This is a genomic window from Acinetobacter legionensis (assembly GCF_057165765.1).
Map to the genome: position 1 here is coordinate 151,279 of NZ_CM169896.1, position 20,198 is coordinate 171,476.

A 20,198-nucleotide genomic window follows, 5' to 3' on the forward strand; every position below is an offset into this window, starting at 1 on the left:
GATTCACATGTCGACTATGCAATGTGATGTTGTAAGTGTTAATGAGTCCTTGTACTCAGGCACTGTGACAATGCTTATCGCAAAAGGTGCTGGCGGTGAATTGGGTATCATGCCTGGTCACGCTCCGTTAGTCACCTTACTCAAGCCGGGCGCAATTCGCGTTCTGCTTGAAAACGGTACAGAAGAGTTAATCTATGTATCTGGTGGTGTTCTAGAAGTTCAACCGCATGTTGTTACTGTGCTTGCAGATACTGCAGTTCGTGCTGACAACTTAGATGAAGCTGCAATTCTTGAAGCACGTAAAAATGCTGAACAATTGCTTGCAAATCAAAAAAGCGATTTGGACTCTGCTGCTGCTTTGGCTGCTCTTGCAGAAACTGCTGCTCAGTTGGAAACCATCCGCAAAATCAAAAACCGCGCGCTATAAGACGCAGTTTAAGATTGAAAAACCACCCGCGAGGGTGGTTTTTTTATGCTATAAATAAAGTAGTTTAGATTAGATTTAATTCAATAATGATGAATAATGTTTCAGGTGTGACTTTTTCAAAACTTCCAAAGAGTGAGTTGGATTGCCTCAAAATTTCTAATTCATTTTGTGACGCTATAATCAGTTTTCAAGGCGCACAAATTTTAGAGTTTTTCTCTAAAGTCAAGGGTAAACCATTATTATGGGTATCAGATTTAAATTTATATTCGAGTGGAAAAGCCATTCGTGGAGGGATACCAGTATGTTTTCCATGGTTTGGTGCCTCTACTGAGAATAAAGATTTTCCATCTCATGGGTTTGCCCGTAATTTAGTTTGGCGTTTGCTTGAAGTATCAGTCGATGAAAGAGGTCATCATGTTGTTTTCGAGCTCAATGATAATCATGATACCCGTAAATACTGGAATTTTGCTTTTAGTTTACAGATGACGATTCATTGCGGACAACAATTACAACTTGAATTGAAATTAGTCAATCGGGACAAGGTTGAGATCGAATGTGATTTTGTATGGCATAGTTATTTCTCTGCAAATACGAAAATTGCACAAGTTCAGGGTTTGGTAAAAATGGAATATATAGATCAATTGGATGGCAATAAACTTAAGATTCAGAAAAATCAAAAAATTGTATTTGCACAGGAAGAAGATAGAATCTATTCAAAAGGAGTAGGACAATTAGAATTATTACAAAATGGATTAGAATGTATCCGAATCAAAACAAATGCTATGAGTACTGTGATTTGGAATCCATGGGTAGATAAATCTATTCGTTTACATGATGTTCGAAACGATTCTTGGCAAAATTTTGTATGTATTGAATGTGGGCAAATAGGGACAGAAAAAATTAAGCTTAAAAGTACTGAATCAGCTTATTACTATTTATATATTACCTAGTATTTTACTTTTTATCGTAAGGAAATTTGGGGCTGTACTAGATTAGCAATGTGCTAATCTATGAAAATAAAGCTAACTAATTGTAAATTAAATAAGAAAACTCAATTAAAATTGTTAAAGTTTTTCGTGCTCGGTGTAACTGCAAGAGAAGCTGCTGATTTATTAGAAATTCATCATAATTCGGCTGCTCTTTTCGTACGAAAGTTCGTAAAATTATTGCTTGTTATTTAGAAATAGAAGCTCTCGGAGTATTTGATAGTGAGATTGAGTTAGATGAAAGCTATTTGGCAGAACTCGTAAATGTAAGCCTGGTCGTGTTGCTACAGATAAAATGATAGTTTCTAGATTATTAAAGCGTAATAGAAAGATCTAGACCGTTGTTGTTTCAGACACTAAATCCAGTATTTTAATGCCTGTAATTGCAAATAAAATAACACCTGATAGCATCGTCTATGCTGATCAATGGTGTAGTTACAATGCTCTAAATGTTACGGGTTCTGCTATCATAGAATTAATCATTCTACTCACTTTGAAAATGGGAAAATCATATTAATAGAATCGAAAATTTTTGGAATCAAGCGAAAATACAATGGTATTCCGAAGAAATAATTTCCCTCATTTTTTGAAAGAATGCGAGTTTAGATTTAACTATGAAAGCCCAAAACAACAATTGAAAATTTTGCGATTTTGGACTGGAATTTAAATATTATCTAGTACAGCCCCGGAAATTTTTTAATAGAAGCTTATCTTTAGGAAACTTTACAAAGAAAATTAATAATATTTTTACTAGTTTGTATAGGTAGTATTATCGCATTTTATATTTGTAGATAGTTGTTTTTTAAGATAAAGTATTATGATTAATAAGGGAGTAATTATGTACGTAGGATCCACGTAACAAATTTTAAAAGATAGCTTAGTTAGAATTATAAAAATTATACAGACTCAGAACACTAAAAAAGCAATGGAAATTAAGTAAGCAAGTTAAATTAAAGCTGAATAAGATATTCCTATCTAAATGATATATTATTTTACAGGAAATATAATACCTTGTCTTTTATATGTGATTTTAAAATGAATAGTTTTTTTCCAATAAAAATTGTGTTTGTATAAATTGACTATAATCTTCACCTAAAGTTAATTCATAGTTTTTAAAAATGTGTCGACGAGTTGATACTGTCGACTGTTTAGTTTTCGGATTAAAACCACTTTTTTCAATTTCTGTCCAATATAAACCTGTGCCACGCTTTTGCCATGATGGCAATTCATTGAAGTTAATGTCACGGCTAAAGAGTAAATCATGCTTCTCTTGGCGAGATAATCCTTTTACTTGGTCGGTTGCATTTTTTATATTTTCTCCTTCCTTGCGCAACATCCAATAGCAATGTGCATTGAGTGCGTTGCGATGAGCATCTTCATGACGCCAACGAAAATAATCTTCAACAGCTTTTGCATTGGGCAGTATACAAATTCGAGCATCAAAAGTTGCCATCTCATCATGTAACACACTGAACTTTGCACTGGCTTCTGCGGCTAAAATAGAAATGATTTTTCGTGTTTTACGATTAAAGCTATCATCTTTTAAATGAAACAGTAAGGAGATTTCATCGCTTTGTGTATAGCCATAAATAATATTAAAGCCACATTGCATTAAGTGAGCTGTTGTTTCGACCATCAAGTCCCTAAAACGGAGGTCAAAGGGCGCTTCAAATTTCCAAATATCTTTGGTGAGTTTGGTAAAGCCACGTCCATCCAAACGCACAACGATATATTGTTCTGGCGGTACACAGAAATCATAAGCTGTTTCATAAACACGTAATCGTGTATCTAGATCATCAAATCTCATGGTTAAACTTCTTCGTTATTCTCATGCTAAAGTTATATTTCATCACTGACTAGTTTTAGCATAATCTAAACAATAAAAAAGGAGATATAGAAGACAATGCACCTCATCGAACAACAAGCGCACTTTTGGGAACTTTATCAAACGCAAGATGACTACTATCTCAGTATTGCTGTAGATATGAGTTCTGTTGTTTCATGTTGGGATATTTATTTAATCGAAGTAGAAATTCTGGCGTATCACAACAAAGGTCGAATTGTGATCGAAGACTTGGCAAATTCAATTGTGGCTGAAACCTATCGTGGAGATTTTTCCAATTTAGCAGCTCGGAAAGTACCTAGAGAAATACAACAACAGATGCAAACCGCATTTAAGACATGGCGGTTGGCTCAAGATTAAATTTTTTATTCAGTTATGACAGTAATTGAAAAGCCATTATTTTCTATTATGTTTACTTTAAACAGCGCATCAAACCCTTCTGAACGATTCGGGACTTCTAATTTATAAAAGGTGGCTTTAACGCCTTTTTCAGCAATATTGGCTTTTCCCTCACGTTGTGCATTACGCTGTAAAGTACTGTCTAAATCCGTTTCAAAATAATATGAAATGACCTCGAAGCCAGCAGTTTTGGCAAGTTGAATATAACGGGCTCGATCGGCTTTGCTTATGTTAGTGTTATCTATCAAGATTTTGGTTTTAGAGGCTATAGCTGCTTCAAACAGTATCTTTTCGCGATGGCGTGTTTTTAGCATATCGAGATTGATACGTAGATGTGTATGGTAAAAATACTGTTGATAAAAAGTAGATTTACCCGAAGCTTGTACGCCTGTGAATAAAATCAGTTGCATGAAACACTACAAAAATACGGTTAATCGGCTATTAAATCATGTTCATGAACTTTGCTACAATCCATTCATTGTTGTAGAAAACCAATAAACTTAAAATGAAAAAATTAGTTCAATGTCAGTATTTATTTTCTGTACTTCTACTGAGTGCTGTTTCAGCATGTCAAAGTCAATTTGTCACTAAACCTAATGCACCCACTGAAGCAAGTTTGGTGGCAAATTCAGTGGGAAATGGTTTAGAAACCGAATTAGATATCGATTATGTTGTGGCATTTAAAAATTTGAAAATGGCCTATGGGCAATGTGTTGCGTTTACTGGCGAAAAAGATTTTGTATTTACGGATAATCGACTAGAAAGAGATTTAGAAATGGGAACCTTGTTTACCCGTACAGAGGGTGGGGCGTATTTATCAAAGACCTTGGTGGAATCGATTGGAAAGAATAAAACCCGTTTAACGCTATTTTTGCCCACAAGTTATAAGTCTGCTCAAGCTCGTTTTAAGTTAGATGCTAAACGCGCGCTAGGACTAGACCCATCATGTAATGTCGCAAAGCCAAGCTAAGACTAGTCTGTTCAAATCTAATTAGCTCTGCTCAGAGGCTTGTTCTGTATTTGATCTAGGGATTATCATACCTGCCAGTTTAAGCATATCTAATTGGATGGTATTCATTTGTTGTTCGATTTTCTTAAAATCAACTTTTGAAATGTCTAAATCACCGTTTAACAGTGCTGAGTTAAGCACTTGCTTATTGGCCTGTAGCACTTGTTGGCGGATACCATCAATCTCTTGGCTTTTTAAATCTAATGAAATCAATGCTGTGTTAAAGCCTTGTAGTTCACGAGTCAATGTTTTGACAGATTGTTGCAGCTCAGCTTGATTTTGCGATTGTATCGCTTGTTGTAAGTTAGCTTGGCTTTGCTGTAATTTTTCAACATAGTCACCAGTTTTCAGCTGTACGTTGGCAACATCACGTGCGATATAAAACATATTGCCTTGTTTTAAATCTTCAGTAGTTTTTGCTATTGATTGATTATTATTGTTTGAGTCGGATGTATTTTCACTTATTTGCGCAGATTCAATCGCTTGAGCGTCATCTTGTTGCCGTGATTGTTCAGCTGCTTGATTGCAGCCTAGCAGTAACATGCCTGAAATAAAAATAATAAAAGGCAAAGCCGCACCTTGTAAAAGCTTTTTCATCGTTGTCCAAAAGTAATTTAATCTGTTAAGAATTGACTATAATTTGCAAAAGTGTAGAGATTGAGGATTGTTGCAAAGGGCATACAGTCTGTAACTTTAGAGATTCATTTTTACTCAAACAAAAGCAAAAAAAGAGTGCATTTTTAGCACGCCATTGAAGGTTGTTGAAATTTAAAAATTGTGAATAAAGCTAGAGGCAGTTTTGATCGAAAATATAAAATTTTCGATCAAAACTGCAAAACATATAAATTTATTTAAAGCATAGTGCTTTTAATGCTCGATCTATTTTGCTAATTCAGCTTCAATCGCAGATGTAATTCGTGGATCATCAGCAGTGATATCTGGTGCAAAACGTGCCACGATTTCGCCATTTTTACCGATTAAGAATTTTTCAAAGTTCCAAAGGACTTCAGGTTTTGGGTTTGGTGTTAGGCCATAATCGACTAAGTCTTTCCACCAAGGGCCTTCACCAATACGCTCAGGGATTGCATGAATTAAGCTGTCATAAAGTGGATGCTTATCATCACCTGCAACTGAAATTTTAGCAAAAAGTGGGAAGTCGACATTGTACGTTAAAGAGCAAAATTGCTCGATTTCATCATTTGTTCCTGGCTCTTGTGCAAGAAAGTTATTTGCAGGAAAGCCGAGGATTTCTAAACCTTGATCTTTCTTTTCAGTATATAGTTTTTCTAAACCTTCATATTGTGGAGTAAGGCCACATTTAGATGCAACGTTAACGATTAAAAGAACTTTACCTTGATATTGATTCAAGGTCGTCGCTTCACCTTTGATGGTATTGACTGGGATGTCATAAACGGAATTGCTCATAGGGGTATCCTTAAAAATCAAAAGACAGTGATTAGAAATATGTCTAATGTTTTAGCGATATTCCAAGATTTCAGCAAGTTACATTTGTATATAAGTGTAATAAAAAAGCAGATCATACGATCTGCTTTTAAAAACTGTATCAAATTTAATCGATTATGGTGCAGCGTTTGCTTTGGCTTGAAGTGCTTGCATTTCAGTTAACAGGCTTTGTTGTAACTCAGTACCTTTCTTTTGTAGTTCCATGATTTTTTGTGGATCTGGTGAAGTCGCTAAACCAGCTTCAGACATTTCAACGCCTAGGTTATTTGACTCTTTCATTTTGTCACGTACAGATGCAACTTCAGTACTTTTTAGTGCTAAACCATCAAGATCTTTGTTGAAACCGTCCACATAAGTTTTCATTTTATCGACAACACCTTTCAGTGCATCTTTATCACCCTTTTGTGCAGCTTGCATCACTTCTGTTTGGAAGTTCAAAGCTTCTTTAGCTTTCGCTGTAGACATTGTTTGAAGTGCAGTTAAATCGCTTTTGATATCAGCAGTATTGTTGGTACTTAAGGAAACCGCAGCTGCAGCAGGTTTGCTCTCAGTTCCTGAAGCTGAATCAGCTGGTTTTTTATCACATGCAGTTAAAGCAAACGCTGAAGCACATAGTGTAGCTAGTAGTAATTTTTTCATTTATTCGAACCCTTCATTATTTAAAATTCTTATGAATTTGACGGTAATATATACAAATTCAAAAAGTTATATGCTTAATCTAGAGCATAAGATGCAAAATGCACAATTTTAAGGCAATTTTCCATAGTATTTTTGTATATAAACTTATCAATAAAGTGGAAATGGATTGTTTGAAAAATGTCCTAATCTTAAAGATTTCGCATTTGTGCTGGGGTTTGATGGGTATAACGTTTAAAAAACTCAATGAAGCTGGACGTGTGTTGATAGCCGAGATCTAAGCTAATTTTTTTAATTGAGATGCCTTGTTGGATCAATGAAATTGCATAAATAATCTTGGCGCGATTACGCCATTCAGACAGCGAAAGTTTAAGGTGCTCTTGGCTAAGTCTAAGAGCGTGCCGTTCAGTAATTTGGAAAGTATCGAGAATTTCCTGAAGGCTTTGGGGAAAGCGTGTTGTATCTGACAAATGCTCAAGAATGGGCTTGAGTGTTGGATGGTTGGTCTGCGGTAAATAATGCTCATAACACACACTATTTTGGATTTGATCCACCAACAGTTCTAATAAGTGTTGATAATAGGGAGAGGATGGAATCCCTTGTTTCTGCTGTTCTAAAACCTCTTCAATAGTATGGCGTAAAAAAGGGCGAATACTTAAAGTCTTCGTACTTTGGGACAAACTTTGACAAAGCCGGGGATGAATACGGATACAGATATAATGCGTCAGTTGATCATCCACAGCAGTACAACAATGTTCGGTTTGCGGTGGAATCCATAAACCATAACTTGGAGGAGATAGATAGGTTTGTTCTGCGACGTTGAGTTCTAGAGTCCCATTTAGACTCAAATTAAAATCACCCCACAAATTTGAATGGGGTGTAACCACATCATGCTTTTGGTAGAAAAATTCTTCTACAGAAATCAGCGCTGAATACATAGTTGAAAAGACTTAACTCTCACATTGGATGGCATTGTTTTCAGCTTTGGGATTATTTAATCCACGACTCAGCGTGAAGATTGAAATAAAGGCCAAAAGAATAAAACTCAATACACTATACAATAAAATGTTGGCATTAAAATGGTCAACAACATAGCCACCGATTAATGCACCTGTTGCAATCATGACTTGGAAGAAACCGACAAATAACGGCATGCCTTTTTCTACAGCTTGTGGGGCATGTAAAAACATCCAAATATTGGCAGTGGTTGGAAATGCGCCAAATGCAAAACCCCAAAGCGCTGTAAGAACAAATGCGCCTGATGTATGTATGGCAAATAAAGGAAAGCCAAAGAATACAACCGCAAAACAGATGGCAACGAATGCAAAGGTATAACGCACATTCAAATTACCGCTATAGCCAGCAAAAGCATTACCAAAGATACCTGCGATACCAAATAATAACAGTAGAGAACTGATGGTAGCGCTGTCAAAGCCTGCTGAATTTTTAAAGAATGGGGTTAGATAGCTATATGATGAAAAATGAGCTAAACCAATCAACAAAATAATAATCAAACCTTGTCTGGCTTTACTGATTCTTAGCAATGCGGGTAAGTCTTTAAAATGAATGGCGGATTCAGGTTTTAAGCTCGGGATAAATTTAATTCCCAACAGTAAAACAACGAAGCCGATGGCGGAGGTAATTCCAAATGATGTTCGCCAGCCATATGCGTCACTTAACCATGTCCCAATCGGTACACCAAGAACAGTAGCTAAAGTCACACCAGCCATGACTGTTGCTGTTGCTTTAGCAATAGGTAAATGGGTTGGTGCTAAACGACCACTTAAGGCAATTGCAGTCGCCCAGAATCCACCAATCGCAAATCCAAGAATAAAACGGCTCAGCAGTAAAATCTCAAAAGTTGATGCAATTGCAGTGATGGCATTGGCAAACACCATCGTTGCAGACAGTGCTAGAAGTAAGTAACGCCGATCTAAATTTTTGACTAGAACGGGAAGTAGTGGTGCTGCTACGGCGGCCATAATTCCTGGGAGGGTGATCATCAAACCTGCTGTACCAACAGATACTTGTAAATCACTGGAAATATTGTTGAGTACCCCAATCGGGAGAAACTCGCTGGTGACCAAAGCAAAAGCGGTAATTGCTACGGTTAATAGCGCCAACCAGCTCCCTTGGCTACTGGGGGGAATCTCAGACGACTGTGGTTCTGAAACTTCTGATTGCATCATATTCATGAAAATATATTCCTGCTGTAAAGCGAAAGTATATGGAGGTGTTTTTTAATTCATTAACGATCGTTATAAAAATAAAATATTTGATTAATTTTGTGTTGTCAATTAATTTAATAGTGTTCGTTATAAAAATATATGTGAAAGTTATGGCTGATTCTGAAAAACATGCTTTAGTCGCTGAAAAACAAGCACCTAAGCGTGGGCGTGGTCGTCCTAAATGTTTTGATGAACAACAAGCGCTACAAAAAGCTATGTTGTTGTTCTGGGAATATGGCTATGAATCCACATCGATGAGCGACTTAACCAAAGCCTTAAATCTTACTGCGCCCAGTATCTATAGTAGTTTTGGTGATAAATCACAGTTGTTTCATGCCTGTTTAGAATACTACTTAAAGCATGAGGCATGCCCTTTGGAGGTGATTTTTCAACAAGCCAAAACGGCAAAAATCGCCATTGAAATTTATTTGTATGAAAACCTTAAAAAACTGGTTCAACAGAATAAACCGACGGGTTGTATGTTGGTTACCGCAACCATGAATTGTTCACAAGAACATGCACCCATTCAGCATGATCTCTTGCTGAAAAGACAACAAGTCAAAGAAAATATTTATCAACGTTTGCAACAGGGTGTCAAAGAAGGTGATTTAAATCCCCACGCCAATATTCAGGCGATGACAGATTATTATTCAACGGTGATTCAAGGTTTAACCATGCAAGCCCGTGATGGGGTGAGTACTGAACAGTTACAAAGTGTAGTGATTTTGGCAATCAAAACTTGGGAATTATTCTAAGTTTAAAACGAATAAAATAGCATTTGTCTGAAAAGCCCTATAGATGTCTGAAATGCCATATTTAAATTTATTCCGACTTCATCGATAATTATTTCCAGATCCTATTCGATAGTCAAGATTATGTATAGCAATTCAAAACCCATGTGGTGGGCAATCAGTTTACCGATTATTGCAGTATTGATTTGGTCAATGAATATTGCAGTGACACGTTATGTTTCGGATTATATTTCGCCTGTCAGTATTAGCTTTTATCGCTGGTTAGTGGCATTTATTATTTTGACTCCATTTATGTTGCCCCAAGTGTGGAAGCAACGTCATTTGGTTAAACAACATTTTATGCAATTTGTGGTGCTGAGTGCTTTTGGTATGTTTTTGTATCAAGGTTTAGCATATAGTGCAGCGCATTACACCACAGCAACCAATATGGGCATTATCAACGCCTTTATTCCGGTATTTACCATTTTTGTTTCGATTCTTATTTTACGTGAAATTCCCAATCGCTTTGCTGTAGTCGGCAGTATCTTGTCCTTTCTCGGTTTGTTATATGTGATTGGCCGAGGGGATTTTAGCAACTTGACTCAATTGGCAGGGCACTCTGGTGATTTGATCATGGTCTTGGCCGTGTTCTTTTATGCTTTTTATGGAGTCTTTCTAAAAAAATGGCAATTGAAAGTCCCATTACTGCTGAGTCTCTATGTGCAAATTGCATTGACCTTAGTCTACCATTTACCGTTTGTAGTTTATTATGGGATTGATGCGATTAACCAAGGTAATGTTGCCAGCGTTTTATATGCAGGTATATTACCTTCTCTTGTTGCACCTTTATTGTGGATGATGGCTGTACAATATCTAGGTCCAAATCGAACCAGCATTTTTATGAATTTAATGCCAGTATTTACTGCAATCATTGCCTACTTTTGGTTGCATGAGGCTTGGACGATGTCGCATACGATTGGTGGTATTGTTATTTTAGTAGGAATAGCATTGGCACAAAAAAAGTCACTTAGTGTCAAAAAAAGTACATTATTGAGTTAAAATTCAAAGTATTTTGAGTGAAAAATGTTCATTTAAAAACTTATTTTTTACGCTTTTTAAGTATTAAATCTGAGCAAAATTTGTTTTTTAATTAGTGATTTATCTATTGAAAATGCAAATAATAAAACAAATTTAAACACTTAGTTTTATTATTGAAATTGACGTTATTTGCAATTCACTAAAATGAACAGATATTGCTCAGAAGAATATATTTGTATTCAAAAAAAAATTATAGGATAATATTTTCATCGTAGCGAATTAAGAATTTCTTAATTAAATTGTTCTACACTGAATTTTTCATACCCTCTGGATGTGTTTAACGCATCCTTTTTTATACTCAGCCAACCCTATATGTGGCTGAGTTTTTTTTTGCTTTTTTATTGGCAATATTTAAACTCATGTTGGAGTGATATTTTAAAGTGTTTAAGCGCGAATCACTTGTGCAGTGCATGCATCGATTATTTTACTTGGCTCGCCACTTAAACCAAGATCACCATTTAAATAATTCAATTCAGAACCAAAATATTGACTGGCTTGTTGTAAAGACCTTGCAGGTTCCAAACCTGCCGAATTTGCACTGGTCGACACAATAAAACCATTAAAGGCATTACATAAGGCAATACACAAAGGATGATTGGTTACACGAACTGCGACCTGAGCATGCTTGCCTTTAATCCATTGTGGAATTTTATCATCAGCTGGAAGTAGCCAAGTTGTTGCACGTTCTGCTCTAGAGCGTTGTGTCCATGATTGAATGATTTGTTCACGAATAATAGGGTCAATTTCTGTCAATAGATGCTCAACTTGTGAGAGTTGTCCTGCCAATAAAATGACACCTTTCTCTATAGGGCGTTGTTTAAGCCTTAAAATTTCTAAAAAAGCCTGTTCATTGAAAGGATCACAGCCTAACCCCCATACTGCCTCTGTTGGATAAGCCAAGACTTTACCTTGTTGAAGAATTTGTGCAGCTTCAGCAACTGAGGTTGTAATCATCTATGTTTACCTTGCCATTTCGTAGAATAAACTACTATTGTGAACCTTAATAACTGACTCGGCAACGTAAGTACAGCCCAGATTGTTGAATACAGTGACCCAGAAGTTCTAATTCCATGAGATCGCTTGTGAGTTGTGCTATTTTTAAATTTGAACTTTGAGCGAGGGTATCTAAATCTTGTCCAATCCAATCCAGCAACTGATATAGGTTAAATAAATGCTCAGGAATTTGTGGCATTGGGGATTGGGATTCAGGTTGTTGTGCGCAGTGCCATTGGGTTGGAAGTGCTAGATCTTCAACAATCTGTTCTGGATGGTCGACCAGAATAGCACCTTCACGAATGAGTTGATGACATCCTTGATGATGTTCTCCATAAATATGCCCAGGAATTGCAAAAATCACTTTGCCTTGTTCGGCGGCGGCTTGCGCCGTAATCAGTGAACCACTGCCGAGTTGGGCTTCTGCGACAACAACACCTAAGCTTAAACCACTCACGATTCGATTACGATAAGGAAAGTTTCGTTGAATAGGCTGAGTTTCTGGTAAGTATTCAGTTAGGATTGTTCCTGCATGTTGCAAAATTTGCTCTTGTAACTGTCTATTTTGGCTCGGATAAACCAGATCTAAGCCTGTACCGATCACAGCAATAGTTCGATGATGTTTTAGTCCACCCATGTGTGCAGCTTCATCTATTCCCAACGCTAAACCACTGGTAATAAAAAAGCCTTTTTCACTCAGATAGTAAGCAAAATCATAAGCCACTTGTTTTCCATGAGGACTGGCCTTTCGACTACCTACTATGGCGATTTGTGGTTGACTTAGATTTTGGAATGAACCTTTACCAAACAGAATAGGGGGATGATCATGATAAGGCAAAAGTTGTTGAGGGTAATGAGGATCAGTATCTAAAAGAATAAAATCAGTATGCTGTTGAATTTTATCGAAGCAAACTTGAAATTTGGATTGCCCAAGCGCAGTGAGAAATTCCTTGGCTCTTTCAAGATGGTTTTTATGAATTTTAGCTTCAGACCAGCGGTTTAAATTTTCAGGTTGCAGTGCTTTTACGATGGAACCAAAATGTGTTTCTAATTTACGAAAAGCGCTGAGCGAATGTTGAACCAAATACCAAAGTCTGATGGCATCATATTGGTCATTGGATATTTGCTTCAACATATTTAAATCACATCATGAAAAACTTAATTGTCTGCAATTGCAGGCGGTTTAATTTCAGCACCCATTTTAATAGGTAAATTACTTTCCAAAATATAGGCATAGCTGAGGTGATCAAAACTCTTAAAGATCATCAGTGTACCAATTTTTTGACTTGGTAGCTTCACCGACTCTTTGGTTTTTGGGTCACGGACTGTTTCACCTTGTTGGTAAATACTAAAGACCTGTCCAGGTTTAGCACCTTGTAAGCTCCCACGGTCAATGGTGACTACACTATATTGCGCTGCTGTACCAATTGAACCTTGTACACGAACCACTTTACCGCCACTGGTGACTTCATTGGTGGTGGTTGGATAGAACAAACTTGGTAATTCGGCATCATAGCTTGGCAGGACATAATCGCCCTTACGCACTTCAGCATTATAACTTTTGGTTAACTCAAGAGTGGTTACATCATTTTCACCAGCCGCCGCAGTTGCAGAAGCAACCTCAGTTAATTCCATGCCCGCATTAAACTTTTTGCCTTCAGCATTGAGGAAAGTATAAGGTTTGCCTTCACGATAGATCCCATAACGTTGACCCACGACTAAGCCATTTCCACGCGCATAAACGGTTTGTCCTGCACCCGTAATAACACGATTATCAGCAGCACCGATGGTATAAGGAATGTTCTGTAAAGATTCAGGATTGACTACAATACTGTGTTCTAACCACGGTTGAATATCTGATAATGGAATCACTGAAATCGCATTATTTAAGGATTCAACGCGTATTTGAGGGCGTAAAGATGTCCCACCTTGATGACGACGGATAATTCCATCACAACCATCACCTTCATCTACACCAATCAGTGGGCGACCATCTAGAGTACACAACAATAATTTATCGCCAGGATAAATCCAATGTGGATTTTTAACATGCTTATTGCTTGCCCAGATTTCAGGCCAGCGCCAAGGCTTGCTTAAAAATTTCCCCGCAATATCCCATAACGTATCACCACGTTTCACCACATAGACATTGGGTGCGCTGGATTTCAGTGCAGGTGGATTGGTGTTTGGACTTGCGTGTGTGATTTCCATGTAAGTGAATCCTGCACTTAAACATAGTGTCACAGCAAGTAATTGTTTCTTGAACCCCTTGGCATGAAAGTTCGTTATGCCAGTTAAAACCTTTTTCATTATCATAATTCCTAAAATTATGTCTCTATATGCGTTATAATACGCATATTACACACATTTTTTTAATGAAGCATATTCTTCATTTAGTTTTAAGATCAATGGCATAGCAACAGAGGGTACAGTATGGCCTTATTACCTATTTTAAGTTTTCCTGATCCCCGTTTACGCACCATTGCAAAACCTGTCGATGTGGTAACTGATGAAATTCGCCAGTTAGCAGCAGACATGTTTGAAACCATGTATGAAGCGCCAGGTATTGGTCTGGCTGCTACACAGGTCGATCAGCATATTCAGCTTATCGTAATGGATCTGTCTGAAGACAAAGACCAACCTATGGTGTTCATTAACCCCAAAATAACACCGCTTACAGAAGAAACCTTATCTTATGAGGAAGGCTGTCTTTCTGTTCCTCAAATATACGATAAAGTTGAGCGTCCGTCACGAGTTAAAATTGAAGCAATTAACCTTGAAGGTCAAGCTTTTGAAGTCGAAGCGGATGATCTATTGGCGGTATGTATTCAACATGAAATGGATCACTTAAACGGTAAATTATTTGTGGATTACTTATCCCCTTTAAAGCGTCAACGTGCGCGTGAAAAAGTGGAAAAAGTGGTTCGTCAGCGTGAAAAGCAAAAAGTTCCAGCAAAACGTTGATCTGAGTCAGTTGAATTTTAAAAACTTTTAAAATTTTCCTGCAATACAAAGCCCAATTTTGTTTGGGCTTTGTTATACTCTGGCTCGAAAAATGTTGAGACGAACGTTTTGTTGAGAATAGGTTTACTGCTCGGTTTTACCGCAGTTTTTTTACAGATTGCTGTATTTTTACAGCCTTTGCTACCGAAGCAATATCAAATTGCGCCGGTCTGTGAAACTATTACTCAAGCTTTAGTACAAAGTCATTTCTACGAAAAGCATCAACATAGCACTCATCATCAACATCAATCTGTATCTTCTGCACATGAAGCTGCCAGTCATGACCATCTGTTGGCCCATGCTGAGCATGCAGTGCCAGAGCAACCAAGTTCACATCACCATGATGCGGGTCACCAGTGCCAATACTGTACAGTCTATGGCAATCTGGTTTTACCTCCTGAACTTGAAGTCAAAGAAATATTAGATCGTATTCAAGTGCGACTGGTTGCATTTCAAAAAGCATTTCGACATGTCTATTTTGTATTGCAACGTTTATTTTTACTTCCTCAAGGGCGAGCCCCGCCACTTTTCGCATAAATCAAAAACTTAATTTTTAGGGTCTTCATTGACTCCAGCCTTGTTTAATTTATGATGTAAGAGAAAGAAAATGGCTCAACCTCAATTCTTTTTACAGCCTTTAGCGGCTGCGGTTTGTGTTGCTTGTTATTCTACAGCGACGTTTGCACACGATCAGGAACATGCAGCTCAACTTGCTCCAATCGTGGTTACAGCACAGTTAAATAATGATGCCAATGGTTTGATTATTCATGCTGATCCAAAACAGCCGATTCAACCTGTACCTGCCACAGATGGTGCTGATTATTTGCAAAGTATTGCAGGCTTTAATTCGATTAAAAGCGGTGGAACCAATGGAGATGTCACATTCCGCGGCATGTTTGGTTCACGGATTAAAATTTTAACAGATGGTACCGAAAATCTAGGCGCATGTCCTGCACGCATGGATGCACCTACATCGTATATTCAACCTGAAAGTTTTGACCGTATTTCGGTGGTAAAAGGGCCTCAGACAGTCCAATATGCCAATACAGGTTCAGCAGCCACGGTGATTTTTGAACGTCAAAAACCAACCTTAACAGATGATAAAAATTATCAAGGTCAAGCCAGTGTTTTAGCCGGTTCTTTTGGACGTTTGGATCACAATATTGAAGCTGTTGTAGGTGACAGTAAAAAGTATATGCGTATCAATGCCAATCGTTCTGAGTCAAACAGCTATGAGGATGGTGATGGCAACAAAGTACCTTCTTCTTGGGAACGCTGGAATACTGATTTAGCCTTAGGCTGGACACCCGATGAAGATACATGGGTTGAACTGACAGGTGGTAAAGCCGATGGTGAGGCTGAATACGCAGGCCGAACCATGGATGGTTCTCAATTTGCACGTGAAAGCTTAGGCTTACGTGTTGAAAAGAAGAATTTAAGCCCTGTGATTAAAAAACTCGAAGGGCAAGTGGACTATAGTTATAACGACCATATTATGGATAACTTTAGTTTACGTACTCCACCAATGATACATGATATGAATACACATCAAATGGTGTCGAATCCAATGGCAATGCAGGTGACACGCCGTACTTTAAATAGTCGTTTAGCCATGACCAGTGAATGGGATAAGCTCAGTTTAATTACTGGGGTGGATTCTCAGCTGAACAAACATGGTGGCAGTATGTCATCACCCACCATGCCATCCATGAATATTGCATTTAGAGAGGATATGCGCTTCCAATCTTATGGTGCTTTCGGAGAAATGACCTATCGATTCAATGATGCTTATAAATTGGTGACAGGTGCACGAATTGATCAAGTTAAAATTGATGCATTAAAACTGAATGATCAACGTAAAGAAACTTTGCCAAGTGCATTTATTCGTTTAGAAAATCAATATCCTGAACATAATGCCAAATCTTATATTGGTTTAGGTTATGTGGAACGGGTTCCAGATTATTGGGAGCTATTCAGTACTGCACATGGTAATACTGGTATGTCTAAACCGACGTTTAATGATCTAAATACTGAAAAAACTTTACAGTTGGATCTCGGTTATCAATACCAACATGATGCATTGAGTGTATGGACATCAGCATATGCAGGGCTGATTAATGACTTTATTTTATTGAGTTATCATAATCATCCAAAAGCTGGAATGGGTGGGCATGATCACGGTTCTTCATTCAGTGCTGGGGCAAAAAATGTCGATGCAACTATCGCGGGTGCTGAAGCGGGGATCGGTTATCAATTTACTGATGCGATTCAAGCGGATTTAAGTGCAATGTATGCATGGGGCGAAAATACTGATACACATAAACCATTGCCACAAATTGCGCCTTTAGAAGGTCGTTTGAATTTACGTTATGTTCAAGATAAATATTCTTTAGGTTTATTATGGCGTGCAGTGGCGAAACAAGATCGTATTAGCTTAAATCAAGGTAATATTGTCGGTTACGACACTGGTGAAAGTAAAAGCTTTACCACCTTGGCATTGAATGCGTCATATAACATTCAAAAAGATCTAAATCTTGCTGTTGGTGTCGACAATATCTTAGATAAAACCTATACCGAGCATTTAAACAAATTGGGTGTAGGTGCGGATGGTCAAGTCGGTACTCAACAATTTAATAATACAGGGCGTAATTATTGGGCTCGTATTAGCATGAAATTTTAATTGATTTAAAACTGAATTTTTACAGAAATATGAGGATGTTCTATGAGTAATGACAGTAATAAGTTGTCACCTGAAAAATCGTTTTGGGGATGGAAATTGCTGATAATCGCAATTATTTTAAGCTGTATTTTTATGGGAATCTTCTATTTGGCGATTACCAACGAGCCTGACTATATGCCAAGCCAAAAACAGAATGCAGCTCAGCAACATGATATGTCTAAGATGAGTCATGAAAGTATGCCAAACATGGAACATTCGGCTTCTGAAGCAACACATTCTCATTGATGAATGGGTAATGTGACGCGAAGTCATGTAATGTGAAACAAGGGGAGGCCAATTGGCTTCCCCTTGTTTTTTCGAGTGTTTCTATTTGATGATAAAGTGCGTTTGCTGGATAGATCTTACTGATGCATACTCGCTAACTGTTTCCCCGCATTTTGATAAAGTTTGAGTGCATATTCTTGTTCTGCACGACCATTCTGTTGCAAATATTGATCCAGTTTGTCGATATGTTTAGCACCACGGTAGAGCAGGGTGTTTTTTGCAATTAAATAAAGCGGATACCAAGCCAAAGTACGTGGCTTGAGTCCTAGGTTTTTCATTTTACGTTGCCCAATAAAAAACTGAGTAATATCCAAATGATTTTGATAGGCCTTTTTTTGCAAAAAGGAATTGAAGTGTTTGTAGTGTCGTTCAAAAGGCTCTTTGGATAAGCTGATGGCTAAAGCTTTGCTACTTTCATCGGCCTTGGGGTGGGCATAATTCATCCATTGCAGTAGTTTCCATGCGTCAGACTCTTTGCTGACTAGCCATTTTTCATCTACTCCCATTAACCAGCCTGTATATTTCCAAAAATGCATGATGGCTTCTGATTCGATTTTGCTTGGAAAAATACCAATGGCTCTGACACCGAGAAGTAACACCGCACTAAATGCGATATTGGTCATGGCTTGATCATATTGATTGATCGGCGCTCCCCAAATATCGTTATCCCAGTCTTTGGATTTATTGAGTTGATGCCGTACCAGCGAATGAATAAAACGCACATAAATGGTTGAAGTAAAACCATTATTAAAACGAGAGAAACTATCTTGTTGATTGACATCAAGCCACCATTTGTGGGTTTCAGCTAAGCGTTTCCCCGCATATTTATGTAAAGCACCCGTCATAATTAACGGTTGATTAAAACCTGGGTATTGATAACCCGTCATTAAAGCCACATCGCGTAAAATAAAAGTGCCATTTGTCCCTAAGCGATGAGTAAATTTGATTGCCGTTTCAATTTTAGCTGGATCAAGCCAAGTCGGCGCTTGTTCAACCATTTTAAAAAAATCAGTTAATTCAGGGATATCATTGGGAAGTTTATCCAAACCTTGATACAGGGCTGTTTCAAAAAGTTTTCTATTTTGTCTTGGATTAGTCATTACCCAATCCATAACTTTATCCATCGCGATATCACCAGTCTGTAAGGCACGATTGAGTGAAAGATATTCGTCATAACTGGGTTGTAGCTGCTGGTCTGTAAAATAATAAAAAAGCTTAGACTTCATATTTGTTTGTGCCATGGTCTCAAATGAGGCAAGGCGTTGTGGCTTAATTAATGTTTGCATTTTGAGCATGACCTGATTATTGTTTAGTCAAACTCTAATATGAATAATTATTCGCATTCAATTCGCATTTTGGAGTAAACCGCAAGATGAGAAAACAACCACAACAACAACGTGCTCGAAATGTCGTAGATAGTATCTTGGAAGCAACTCAATTATGTGTTGCTGAATATGGCTTAATCAATGTCACCACACCCAAAATTTCAGAAAAATCAGGTGTCAGTGTTGGTTCTATCTATCAGTATTTTGGCAACAAAGAAGAAATTATTCAGGAGCTTTTAAGTCGTAAAAGTGAGCAGTTGGGGCTTGCACTGAAACACATTGCGATTAGCCAAGAAGGATTGAGCTTAGAAGAAATTATTCCACTTAGTATTCAATTCGGTTTTGACATGATGAAAGCTGATGGTGGTTTTTTTATTGAAGTGTTGAAACATTGGCATGGTTATAACAATTCAGAAGCAGCAAAAGTGCTAGAAAAGCATTTCTATGAAGTGGGATTGTATGTATTTAGCCGTTTTTTTAATCATTGGAGTTTTGAAGTACTTAAAAATAAATCCTTTGTGATTATCAATAGTACGCTTTTTACAATGATGCGTTATGTCAGTCATAATAATTTTCTAATTTCAGAACAGCAGCTCAAAAAAGAATTAACTTTGATGATTCTGGCTTATTTAGAGCAAGGCGCCAGCCCTAATCCGCTTTAAGATAGTCTTTAATGGTGGTAAGGATCCATAGATTGTACTTGATCTATATAGACATACATCCAAATACAACTAAAGCTTGGTTTTATAGAACCCATTTTATAGAGTTGGTTTTATAGAGTGAGTTTTATAGTGTTGGTTTTAGCGAGTCTAATTGTTTGAGTTGGGGCAGAACATTGATCTATTTATCGGGAATTGTTGGATGCTTCTATTTAATAATAAAACTGATCTATCTCCTTATATAGATTTTAATCGCCGTATCTCTATTAAATTGTATTTATAACAATGCTAGGGGCATACAAGAGGCCGTTTTACTTGTTTTAGCGAATATATGATGGGGGTATTGGTTTTTTTATTGCTGTGTTTTTATGCAAAAAAGCAGATTTTTAAAGA

The 20,198-nt window shown here is 37.3% G+C and carries 22 protein-coding genes and 1 pseudogene; 12 read left to right on the forward strand and 11 right to left on the reverse strand.

Annotated features, from left to right (window positions below; translation table 11 throughout):
* The first annotated feature begins 7 nt into the window (after nt 1-7).
* From AC2G3J_RS00730 to AC2G3J_RS00740, 3 genes and pseudogenes are all read left to right on the forward strand, one after another.
* Nucleotides 8-427, forward strand: a complete 420-nt coding sequence (locus tag AC2G3J_RS00730) for a F0F1 ATP synthase subunit epsilon (protein ID WP_056518359.1) — start codon at nt 8-10, stop codon at nt 425-427.
* A gap of 86 nt (nt 428-513) precedes the next feature.
* On the forward strand, nt 514-1,377 hold the full coding sequence (locus tag AC2G3J_RS00735) for a D-hexose-6-phosphate mutarotase (protein WP_483770538.1): 864 nt from the start codon (nt 514-516) through the stop codon (nt 1,375-1,377).
* 60 nt (nt 1,378-1,437) lie between these two features.
* Nucleotides 1,438-2,080, forward strand: a pseudogene (locus AC2G3J_RS00740) (IS1595 family transposase).
* A 363-nt stretch (nt 2,081-2,443) separates the two neighbouring features.
* Here the strand turns inward: AC2G3J_RS00740 and AC2G3J_RS00745 are convergent.
* Complete coding sequence (locus AC2G3J_RS00745) at nt 2,444-3,220, reverse strand: tRNA(His) guanylyltransferase Thg1 family protein (RefSeq protein WP_483770539.1); 777 nt, start codon at nt 3,218-3,220, stop codon at nt 2,444-2,446.
* Nucleotides 3,221-3,316: 96 nt separating this feature from the next.
* Between AC2G3J_RS00745 and AC2G3J_RS00750 the strand changes: the two genes are divergently transcribed.
* On the forward strand, nt 3,317-3,616 hold the full coding sequence (locus AC2G3J_RS00750; RefSeq protein ID WP_336953754.1) for a hypothetical protein: 300 nt from the start codon (nt 3,317-3,319) through the stop codon (nt 3,614-3,616).
* A 5-nt stretch (nt 3,617-3,621) separates the two neighbouring features.
* Here the strand turns inward: AC2G3J_RS00750 and AC2G3J_RS00755 are convergent, their stop codons facing one another.
* Entirely contained in the window at nt 3,622-4,065 is a 444-nt protein-coding gene (locus AC2G3J_RS00755) for an AAA family ATPase (RefSeq protein ID WP_336953753.1), read from the reverse strand.
* Nucleotides 4,066-4,160: 95 nt separating this feature from the next.
* Between AC2G3J_RS00755 and AC2G3J_RS00760 the strand changes: the two genes are divergently transcribed.
* Entirely contained in the window at nt 4,161-4,625 is a 465-nt protein-coding gene (locus AC2G3J_RS00760) for a hypothetical protein (protein ID WP_336953752.1), read from the forward strand.
* A gap of 21 nt (nt 4,626-4,646) precedes the next feature.
* On the opposite strand, the gene AC2G3J_RS00765 is transcribed toward AC2G3J_RS00760, so the two are convergent.
* The 5 genes from AC2G3J_RS00765 to AC2G3J_RS00785 all read right to left on the reverse strand — a co-directional run bounded on the left by AC2G3J_RS00765 (nt 4,647) and on the right by AC2G3J_RS00785 (nt 8,953).
* Nucleotides 4,647-5,261: a PM1805 family lipoprotein gene (locus tag AC2G3J_RS00765; protein WP_483770540.1), complete on the reverse strand. Its 615-nt coding sequence runs from the start codon at nt 5,259-5,261 to the stop codon at nt 4,647-4,649.
* Nucleotides 5,262-5,543: 282 nt separating this feature from the next.
* Nucleotides 5,544-6,089 carry a glutathione peroxidase gene (locus tag AC2G3J_RS00770; protein WP_004723411.1) on the reverse strand — a complete coding sequence of 182 codons (546 nt, stop codon included), beginning with the start codon at nt 6,087-6,089 and terminating at the stop codon, nt 5,544-5,546.
* Between the two features lie 153 nt (nt 6,090-6,242).
* Nucleotides 6,243-6,767: a PM1805 family lipoprotein gene (locus tag AC2G3J_RS00775; RefSeq protein WP_004823717.1), complete on the reverse strand. Its 525-nt coding sequence runs from the start codon at nt 6,765-6,767 to the stop codon at nt 6,243-6,245.
* A 188-nt stretch (nt 6,768-6,955) separates the two neighbouring features.
* Nucleotides 6,956-7,702: a helix-turn-helix domain-containing protein gene (locus AC2G3J_RS00780; protein WP_483770541.1), complete on the reverse strand. Its 747-nt coding sequence runs from the start codon at nt 7,700-7,702 to the stop codon at nt 6,956-6,958.
* A gap of 12 nt (nt 7,703-7,714) precedes the next feature.
* Nucleotides 7,715-8,953 carry an MFS transporter gene (locus AC2G3J_RS00785; RefSeq protein ID WP_483771054.1) on the reverse strand — a complete coding sequence of 413 codons (1,239 nt, stop codon included), beginning with the start codon at nt 8,951-8,953 and terminating at the stop codon, nt 7,715-7,717.
* 149 nt (nt 8,954-9,102) lie between these two features.
* Between AC2G3J_RS00785 and AC2G3J_RS00790 the strand changes: the two genes are divergently transcribed.
* Both AC2G3J_RS00790 and AC2G3J_RS00795 read left to right on the forward strand, forming a co-directional pair.
* Entirely contained in the window at nt 9,103-9,747 is a 645-nt protein-coding gene (locus tag AC2G3J_RS00790) for a TetR/AcrR family transcriptional regulator (RefSeq protein WP_336953748.1), read from the forward strand.
* Nucleotides 9,748-9,888: 141 nt separating this feature from the next.
* Entirely contained in the window at nt 9,889-10,782 is an 894-nt protein-coding gene (locus tag AC2G3J_RS00795; protein ID WP_336953857.1) for a DMT family transporter, read from the forward strand.
* 423 nt (nt 10,783-11,205) lie between these two features.
* Here the strand turns inward: AC2G3J_RS00795 and tsaC are convergent, their stop codons facing one another.
* Genes tsaC through AC2G3J_RS00810 form a run of 3 tightly spaced genes read right to left on the reverse strand, consistent with a single transcriptional unit; the run spans nt 11,206 to nt 14,124 of the window.
* Nucleotides 11,206-11,775, reverse strand: a complete 570-nt coding sequence (gene tsaC / locus AC2G3J_RS00800) for an L-threonylcarbamoyladenylate synthase type 1 TsaC (RefSeq protein ID WP_336953747.1) — start codon at nt 11,773-11,775, stop codon at nt 11,206-11,208.
* A 46-nt stretch (nt 11,776-11,821) separates the two neighbouring features.
* Nucleotides 11,822-12,949, reverse strand: a complete 1,128-nt coding sequence (gene dprA / locus AC2G3J_RS00805; protein ID WP_336953746.1) for a DNA-processing protein DprA — start codon at nt 12,947-12,949, stop codon at nt 11,822-11,824.
* Nucleotides 12,950-12,972: 23 nt separating this feature from the next.
* Nucleotides 12,973-14,124 carry a LysM peptidoglycan-binding domain-containing protein gene (locus AC2G3J_RS00810; protein WP_419360044.1) on the reverse strand — a complete coding sequence of 384 codons (1,152 nt, stop codon included), beginning with the start codon at nt 14,122-14,124 and terminating at the stop codon, nt 12,973-12,975.
* Nucleotides 14,125-14,247: 123 nt separating this feature from the next.
* On the opposite strand from AC2G3J_RS00810, the gene def reads away from it, so the two are divergent.
* The 4 genes from def to AC2G3J_RS00830 all read left to right on the forward strand — a co-directional run bounded on the left by def (nt 14,248) and on the right by AC2G3J_RS00830 (nt 17,782).
* Nucleotides 14,248-14,778 carry a peptide deformylase gene (def, locus tag AC2G3J_RS00815; protein ID WP_004723400.1) on the forward strand — a complete coding sequence of 177 codons (531 nt, stop codon included), beginning with the start codon at nt 14,248-14,250 and terminating at the stop codon, nt 14,776-14,778.
* Between the two features lie 69 nt (nt 14,779-14,847).
* Entirely contained in the window at nt 14,848-15,354 is a 507-nt protein-coding gene (locus AC2G3J_RS00820; protein ID WP_390883735.1) for a DUF2946 family protein, read from the forward strand.
* A gap of 70 nt (nt 15,355-15,424) precedes the next feature.
* Nucleotides 15,425-17,497, forward strand: a complete 2,073-nt coding sequence (locus AC2G3J_RS00825) for a TonB-dependent copper receptor (RefSeq protein WP_483770542.1) — start codon at nt 15,425-15,427, stop codon at nt 17,495-17,497.
* Between the two features lie 42 nt (nt 17,498-17,539).
* On the forward strand, nt 17,540-17,782 hold the full coding sequence (locus AC2G3J_RS00830) for a DUF4199 domain-containing protein (protein ID WP_483770543.1): 243 nt from the start codon (nt 17,540-17,542) through the stop codon (nt 17,780-17,782).
* Nucleotides 17,783-17,898: 116 nt separating this feature from the next.
* Here AC2G3J_RS00830 and AC2G3J_RS00835 read toward each other — a convergent pair whose 3' ends face one another.
* Nucleotides 17,899-19,107: an oxygenase MpaB family protein gene (locus AC2G3J_RS00835; RefSeq protein ID WP_336953743.1), complete on the reverse strand. Its 1,209-nt coding sequence runs from the start codon at nt 19,105-19,107 to the stop codon at nt 17,899-17,901.
* Nucleotides 19,108-19,193: 86 nt separating this feature from the next.
* Between AC2G3J_RS00835 and AC2G3J_RS00840 the strand changes: the two genes are divergently transcribed.
* Entirely contained in the window at nt 19,194-19,808 is a 615-nt protein-coding gene (locus tag AC2G3J_RS00840; RefSeq protein ID WP_336953742.1) for a TetR/AcrR family transcriptional regulator, read from the forward strand.
* Nucleotides 19,809-20,198: the final 390 nt, after the last annotated feature.

Coding starts and splice junctions, on each gene's coding strand:
- AC2G3J_RS00730 (WP_056518359.1), top strand. CDS start 8: ATGTCGACTATGCAATGTGATGTTGTAAGTGTTAATGAGTCCTTGTAC.
- AC2G3J_RS00735 (WP_483770538.1), top strand. CDS start 514: ATGATGAATAATGTTTCAGGTGTGACTTTTTCAAAACTTCCAAAGAGT.
- AC2G3J_RS00745 (WP_483770539.1), bottom strand. CDS start 3,220: ATGAGATTTGATGATCTAGATACACGATTACGTGTTTATGAAACAGCT.
- AC2G3J_RS00750 (WP_336953754.1), top strand. CDS start 3,317: ATGCACCTCATCGAACAACAAGCGCACTTTTGGGAACTTTATCAAACG.
- AC2G3J_RS00755 (WP_336953753.1), bottom strand. CDS start 4,065: ATGCAACTGATTTTATTCACAGGCGTACAAGCTTCGGGTAAATCTACT.
- AC2G3J_RS00760 (WP_336953752.1), top strand. CDS start 4,161: ATGAAAAAATTAGTTCAATGTCAGTATTTATTTTCTGTACTTCTACTG.
- AC2G3J_RS00765 (WP_483770540.1), bottom strand. CDS start 5,261: ATGAAAAAGCTTTTACAAGGTGCGGCTTTGCCTTTTATTATTTTTATT.
- AC2G3J_RS00770 (WP_004723411.1), bottom strand. CDS start 6,089: ATGAGCAATTCCGTTTATGACATCCCAGTCAATACCATCAAAGGTGAA.
- AC2G3J_RS00775 (WP_004823717.1), bottom strand. CDS start 6,767: ATGAAAAAATTACTACTAGCTACACTATGTGCTTCAGCGTTTGCTTTA.
- AC2G3J_RS00780 (WP_483770541.1), bottom strand. CDS start 7,702: ATGTATTCAGCGCTGATTTCTGTAGAAGAATTTTTCTACCAAAAGCAT.
- AC2G3J_RS00785 (WP_483771054.1), bottom strand. CDS start 8,953: ATGATGCAATCAGAAGTTTCAGAACCACAGTCGTCTGAGATTCCCCCC.
- AC2G3J_RS00790 (WP_336953748.1), top strand. CDS start 9,103: ATGGCTGATTCTGAAAAACATGCTTTAGTCGCTGAAAAACAAGCACCT.
- AC2G3J_RS00795 (WP_336953857.1), top strand. CDS start 9,889: ATGTGGTGGGCAATCAGTTTACCGATTATTGCAGTATTGATTTGGTCA.
- tsaC (WP_336953747.1), bottom strand. CDS start 11,775: ATGATTACAACCTCAGTTGCTGAAGCTGCACAAATTCTTCAACAAGGT.
- dprA (WP_336953746.1), bottom strand. CDS start 12,949: ATGTTGAAGCAAATATCCAATGACCAATATGATGCCATCAGACTTTGG.
- AC2G3J_RS00810 (WP_419360044.1), bottom strand. CDS start 14,124: ATGAAAAAGGTTTTAACTGGCATAACGAACTTTCATGCCAAGGGGTTC.
- def (WP_004723400.1), top strand. CDS start 14,248: ATGGCCTTATTACCTATTTTAAGTTTTCCTGATCCCCGTTTACGCACC.
- AC2G3J_RS00825 (WP_483770542.1), top strand. CDS start 15,425: ATGGCTCAACCTCAATTCTTTTTACAGCCTTTAGCGGCTGCGGTTTGT.
- AC2G3J_RS00830 (WP_483770543.1), top strand. CDS start 17,540: ATGAGTAATGACAGTAATAAGTTGTCACCTGAAAAATCGTTTTGGGGA.
- AC2G3J_RS00835 (WP_336953743.1), bottom strand. CDS start 19,107: ATGCAAACATTAATTAAGCCACAACGCCTTGCCTCATTTGAGACCATG.
- AC2G3J_RS00840 (WP_336953742.1), top strand. CDS start 19,194: ATGAGAAAACAACCACAACAACAACGTGCTCGAAATGTCGTAGATAGT.